This is a genomic window from Acetobacterium bakii, from assembly GCF_001263355.1.
Lineage (GTDB): Bacteria > Bacillota > Clostridia > Eubacteriales > Eubacteriaceae > Acetobacterium > Acetobacterium bakii.
Genome location: NZ_LGYO01000030.1, coordinates 1 through 4205, shown reverse-complemented (window position 1 = coordinate 4205; position 4205 = coordinate 1). Strand labels below are relative to the sequence as shown.

General features: G+C 32.2%; 2 protein-coding genes. Both read right to left on the bottom strand.

Going from position 1 to position 4205, the window contains the following annotated elements:
- Window positions 1–550 precede the first annotated feature (550 nt).
- A complete protein-coding gene (locus AKG39_RS20790) occupies window positions 551–2371 on the bottom strand; it encodes a YecA family protein (RefSeq protein ID WP_050740633.1) in 1821 nt (606 codons plus the stop codon).
- 92 nt (window positions 2372–2463) lie between these two features.
- Window positions 2464–4205 (bottom strand): UvrD-helicase domain-containing protein (locus tag AKG39_RS11930; protein ID WP_207642515.1); only part of this gene is annotated, 1742 nt, incomplete at its 5' end.

Sequence of the window (4205 nt, the reverse complement as noted above, 5' to 3'; positions counted from 1 at the left end):
CGCCGACCTACTGATTACGAAACAGTAGGTAAATGGCATATTACATACATCCATATATGATATACGACATTATTACGACACGTTTTACTCTTTTTTTCAATTGCTAACACATAGGGGGCCGTCATCCTTTATGTAAGACACTTGTTGCCAAAAGAAATATACAAATAAATTAAGCATCACTTTATCTTCATTGCCACTTTATTTGGTGGAGGCGATCAGTACCAGTTCAAGGTGACAATTAATATTGGGGATTATAGACATAAAGAAATGTAATATCGAAACTAACTTTTCACTATTCAATCCACTATTTTCTCTTAACTCTGTGTCTAGTTTATTTATTATAACCTTTCTATTAAATTTGCTTATTCTTTTGTCCGAAAAAGTGTTGATCTTCCACATTTCCTTACGATTTGGGACTGCACTTTTATGATGTCACTCCAATTTTAGTTTCGTAGTCACTTTCACTTTAACTTTTAGCCCGACTAAATCTACCACTATTTTCATTCTCTCATTCGTTGCTGGAAACAACATATCTTTCTCCCTTGCTTTGCTAATCATAAATGACTTTCCCAATACAGCATCGCTTAAACTTCTTTCCACTATCACAAGGACATGGATCATTTCTACCAATTTTTTTCTTCTTTCGAATAGTATTAGGCTTTATTACCTGATGCTCGTATGCCCCATATGGTATACCTTGCTTTTCAAAATAAATCTTATCGATAATACTTGGACCATTTGGCGGAAAAAATATCGCACTTTTTTTTATGCTGTCCTTTAATTGCGAATCTAAAAAATACCCTTCTATTATATCCAATTCATCTGAAGACAGCACACTGGGATGGTTCTCGATTCGCCAAATAAGATAATCTATAAAATCCTGTGCTGATTTATTCAAATACCGGAGTATCTCAATAATATTTTCAAAATCATGCCAATTGCATACCCACGGATATGGTTGTTCTTCGTTTTTTTCCAATAATAGAGTCGTGTTCACTGCGTGACTACCAAATTGATTCAATGTTAGAACTATTGGCAATATCCTTTTTTCATCTGCGTTTTCGATTGCGAATCTGTTAGTTTTGTTTTCGTACAAAACAACATCTTTTTTATTTTCAATAAACTTTTTAAGGATTATTGCTTGTTTATAAGCACCTCCAATTCCAGTATCCGAATTGAAGTGATCTTGGATTCGTTTGCAAGCTTTTTCTGGGTTAAAGAATGGCTCTCTAACTTTTGAGGCTTTTACTTCTGCTATTAAAATATAGTTATTAAATTCAATTAATATATCATGTTCTTTAGTTCCTCTTTCCTCGCACACACTCGCGTGGTATTTTGCTTTATCACCAAATAAATCCTTAAAAAACTTAAGAAATTGAATTTCCACCGTTTCCGCTTTTGCTTTTTTGTATTTATCTGCAAATTTATTTTGAGGTTTTTCTAATATCTCAGTAATATAATTATAAATTGCGTTTAATAGAAATTGCGGATGGACAATAAATAAGTTTTCTCCTTCATCAATCCAGCATAGTGGATGTTCTGCAAAAGGATTTTTTCCATTGTAATAAGAAAAATCTCGTGATTGTCTGTGCAGTCCAAAAATCTCTAACAGGCTTTTCCCTTTTTCAATTCCAAAAGCTTCCAGGACTAATGATTCCTTAATTGTACTTAACCCATCCATTGCATTTTGAAGATTGTCACCTGCAGATCCTTGAGCAAATTTCATTAAACGTTCATATTCTTTTTCCACATCAACTGCATGCGGATTTAGAGAATATAAAAAGTTTTTTATATTCTCTACTGCGCATTTAGATGAACTCATCGCAGTCTCAAATGTATCCCAAACTAATTGATAGAATGCTATATAGTCTTCTGTTACTAATCCTGTTAAATCTTCCAATTCTGAATCAAATCCACTATACAATATTCGAATTAGATCTATTGTCTGTTCCGGATATCTCAGTATTCCTGTATCAAAATAAGATGTAAACGCCTGCATTGATATTAAGTTCCTTTTTATATCAACACTATCCAATTTAGTATTTATGCCAAGAAAGTTTTTTGTATATTCTAAAGTAATCTCTTGAACATCATCTTCTAATTCATCGTATATCCTACTATCCTTATCCTTATCCTTATCCTTTGTAGTGTGTACCTCACTTTTATCCTCTGTACTCATAAGCAAGCCCGCAAGATATGTATATTGCTTTTGAGGCGAGATTAATTTCGTCTTATTAAATATATCAGATTGTTCTGCAAAACCCTTCTTACCATTCGCAAATGTTATAAAATGGATACCAATCATCCCCAACAATTCACGTGTGCTTTTATATTGCAATTTCTCTTTTAACGCGTTAATTTTTTCTTCCATTATATGACACTCCTATAAAGCACAGTGTTTATTAATATCATTTTTCATAAAGCCTCTCAAAACCCGTGAAATGACTTGAAGCCATAATTGGTTCATTCTATCTTAAACCCTATCTCAGTGAATTTATTTTTCTGCGGTTCAAAATCACCTTTTATTTTTGATTGATCCATAAGTATAGTCAAATTCTTTCTCGCTCTGGAACAGCCAACATAAAATAATTTGTAAGCGCTAAGAACACCGAATACTGAGCTTTCTTTTAAACAATCTTTGGCTTTAGTTACTCCTGGCTTTACTAGAAACTGACGGTATCTTTCCTTACAAATGAACTCAAAATAAGGATTACACCTAAACTGATCCAATATTGAAGATATCTTTTCGCAAATTACTTTTTCATGTTTAACAAAAGAATCTTTCTTCAATTCGCTTATTTTCATACCAATAGTGTTTTGCAAATCAGACAATTCATTAATATAGTCATAATAGAATTGATGAAACTCTTTTAATGAAATACTTAATTGTCCCCACATTTCGAAAAATCGGTACATATGTACTATCGGATTTTTGTAACTGTCGTCTGCGACAAATAAAACACTATCATGACTTTCTCCTTTTACACCGTGTTGGGTTGATACCTTTGGGTTTCTCAAATATTTAACAACCCGTATCAGCTCAATAACTGGTACGTTAAAAGCTTCTTTGTTTTCATCATCAGACTGAACGCCCTCCATATATACACTATCAACAATTGAATTTCTTTCAAGTACAGTAAGTAATTCAGATATAGTTTTTGATTCATCCTGAAAAACATCAAAGATTTCTTTCAAGATATTAAATAGCCTTTGTTTGTCACTATGTGTCTTAATATACCATCCATCTTCGCAAAATATCGACTTATAGGACTTGAAGGTTTGAACTATCAAACCATATTTCTGCGTTTGATAGTTGTCTACCATTTCTACTAAACAATACAATAACTTCATCAAAGGGTCTGGGTTGTCATCATAGTGCGTAGTCAACACATTTACTGCCGAATAGGTTTTACCAAATGAATATTTCTCCATGCAATCAAATGCTTGATAAAGGTTAAGTGCGCCTATATCAGAAAAGCGCTCTTTATTAAATAGATATAAAACTAAAGTATTTGAATCAGATTTTTTTATATCGTCTATCGATGTTGAAATATTATCAGTTATGACTATTCGGGGTTGAAAATCAGCGCTTAGTAGTTTCATTTCAGGTGAATTGTCTTGGTTAAAAGGCGAATCATTATAGATGTTGTTTAATAATAGCACAACATCTGTAACAGAGCGATAGTTTGTTAATAAGGCTTGTGTTGTGTCAAAACATTCGAATTGTTCTTCAAATGATCCATCGTAATTTTTATAAATCTGCTGCATTCGGTCGCCAAACAAATACAATTGAACGTTTGAACCAGCAACACTATTATAAAATATTTTCAGAACATCAGACATGGTATCCTGGTATTCATCTATGAAAATAAATTGATATTTAGATGATATTCTTTTACTAATAATAGGGTAATGATCAAAAATATTTTTTGAAAAGCTTATTAAGTCATCGTGTGATAGCCCTCCATAATATAACGTATTAAATGGAGATTTATTATATGAAATCTTCTCTATATTCTTCTTAACGGTTTCAAAGTCAAGTTCACTATATTTGTCTTTATACTTATTGTTACTTGCCATAATGTGATCATCTTGACCTGAATTATCTATGCGTTGTTTGATCTTGTCCTCATATACTTCATAATACAAATCCAAAATATCACGATGTGAGAAGTAGCTTTTCATGAAGCTATTGAGAAATGAAT